General features: G+C 55.1%; 1 protein-coding gene. It reads left to right on the forward strand.

The annotated features are described in order from the left end of the window. On the forward strand, window positions 1-265 hold a 265-nt coding region (locus tag AB1462_RS32170), incomplete at its 5' end, for a S4 domain-containing protein (protein WP_367249161.1). Between the last annotated feature and the right edge of the window lie 167 nt (window positions 266-432).

The following is a 432-nucleotide window of genomic DNA, read 5'->3' on the forward strand; positions in this document are numbered from 1 at the left end:
CGGCCATGTCAACGTCAACGGCCGCCGCGTGAACATCGGTTCGTACCGTGTGAAGGCTGGCGACGTGATCGAGGTTCGTGAGAAGTCGAAGCAGCTCACGATCGTTCTCGAAGCAGTCGGCCTCGCAGAACGCGACGTGCCTGACTACCTCGAAGTGGATCACAACAAGATGGTTGCGACCTATGCTCGCATTCCTAACCTTGCTGATGTTCCTTTCGCGGTTCAGATGGAACCGAACCTCGTCGTCGAATTCTATTCGCGCTAATTCGGTTTTACGGAATTTGGATCAGGCCGCCTTTCGGGGCGGCCTTTTTCGTTTTGGTTCCCTCAACACACCAATCGACCTTCTACCCCGTCTGGTGTAACAGCAGAGCATGAACCAGCATCTTTCCATCGATACGGTTTCCGAAGACGCCGCGTGCCACGCGATGT

It is taken from the genome of Pseudomonas sp. SB113 (assembly GCF_040754745.1).
In the GTDB taxonomy this organism is placed as follows: domain Bacteria; phylum Pseudomonadota; class Gammaproteobacteria; order Pseudomonadales; family Pseudomonadaceae; genus Aquipseudomonas; species Aquipseudomonas grimontii.